The organism is Helicobacter sp. MIT 14-3879 (genome assembly GCF_003364125.1).
This window is the reverse complement of record NZ_NXLP01000141.1, coordinates 1-1,656: the sequence shown is the minus strand read 5'-3', so window position 1 is coordinate 1,656 and position 1,656 is coordinate 1. Positions and strand designations below refer to the sequence as shown.

Annotated in this window: 1 protein-coding gene; it reads right to left on the bottom strand. The window is 35.3% G+C overall.

What is annotated here, in order from left to right; translation table 11 throughout:
* Nucleotides 1–442: 442 nt before the first annotated feature.
* On the bottom strand, nucleotides 443–1,513 hold the full coding sequence (locus tag CQA44_RS11980; RefSeq protein ID WP_115547417.1) for a flagellar basal body P-ring protein FlgI: 1,071 nt from the start codon (nucleotides 1,511–1,513) through the stop codon (nucleotides 443–445).
* Nucleotides 1,514–1,656: the final 143 nt, after the last annotated feature.

Below are 1,656 nucleotides of genomic sequence, written 5' to 3'. Positions count from 1 at the left end.
GGAATCTAAAGATACAAAGAGAATAAGAGAGACAAAAAAATTAAAAGATTAAAGAGATTAGAGAATCTTTTATCCTAGTTTATACAGATTCAGCACCATCATGCAGGTTGAACGTAGCACAATATTTTTAGGGATTGCAAAAGATTTTTTTGTTTGTTTTGCTCTAAATATGGTGATTATCCATTTATATGTGTCTTGTTTTATCTTGTTATCTTGAGTATGCGGCTTGTAATATCTTTTGGAACTTATAAAACCTATTTCTCTGGGCATAAGAGATGGCAAGGAAAGTAAAGATATAAAAAGTTAAACAAGCCTTTTAACTCCGCTTCGAATATGATAAGGAGAAATTGTAGAGATATTTTACCTATCAATCCACATCATGAAATTTAGGTTTTAGTCAATCCAAAATAATCTGCATTGTAATTTTTGTTTATAAGACTAATTATAGCACTTCAATATCTGCTGCAATAGCCCCACTTCGCTTCATAGTTTCAAGGATAGAGATGATACTTTGAGAACTAGCACCAAGCCTTTGCAATGCGCGCACCACACTTGCTACGGTGGGTGTTTTACCATTGCTGCTCAGAGTATTGCTCTTTGGGTCAAGTGTCATAGAATCTATTACTGTACTATCTGTGCTTGTGTCAAAGTCTTTAGTGATTTTTAGTGTCAAATCTCCGTGAGTAAGAACAATGGGCTGCACGCTGATTTCTAATCCAGAAACAATTGTGCCAGATTTTTCATCAATTACAATACGTTCACGTGAAGAATAAGGAATATCTACTTCTTGCACTAATGCAAGAAACTCCACCATGCTAAGATTAGACGGCTTATTGATTCTAATCGTGCGAGAATCAAGAGCTTGAGCACTTTGTTCTCCAAAGACTTCATTGATTTTATTTTGCACTTTAATGGCATTTTGAAAATCCGATTTCTTAAGGCTTAGAGTTGTGCTGTTTTGATTGGTAAGATTAAAGATTACTTCTTTTTCAATAGTAGCTCCACCATTAATTGTTCCGCTAACTAGGCTATCCCCGTTGCCAACACTTATTACTCCTTGTGCAACTGCATATATTTGTCCATCAACAGCATTAAGTGGAGTCATTACCAATGTGCCACCCTGCAATGATTTCGCATCGCCTATGCTTGAGATTTTTATATCTATCTTATCCCCTTGTCTTGCAAATGGCGGGAGAGAAGCAGTTACCATAACAGCAGCTACATTTTTTGATTTAATGTCACTCGCACTCAATTTTACATTCATTGTTTCAAGCATATTTGCCATAGATTGTGCAGTAAATTGAGAACCACCCTTGTCTCCCGTGCCATTAAGCCCAATTACGATTCCATAACCCATAAGCTGATTATCTCGTACTCCTGCTATACTGCTTAAATCACCTATTTTCTCTGCCCAAGCTATATTGTTAATGTATATCGCAATACACAATGCGCTAAAGACTCCAAAGAGTTTCTTTCTTATTGTCTGCAATGAATCATGTCCATTTTTTTGCATACCAAATCCTTTTGTTTATGATGTTTATAGTAAAAGCAAAAGAAGTGCCAATATTTAAATCCTCATCATATCAAATTTCTTTCCGATCCCACCAAATATTTTACTTTAAGAGTGAAATCTCTTTTTTATGGTTACTTGCCATT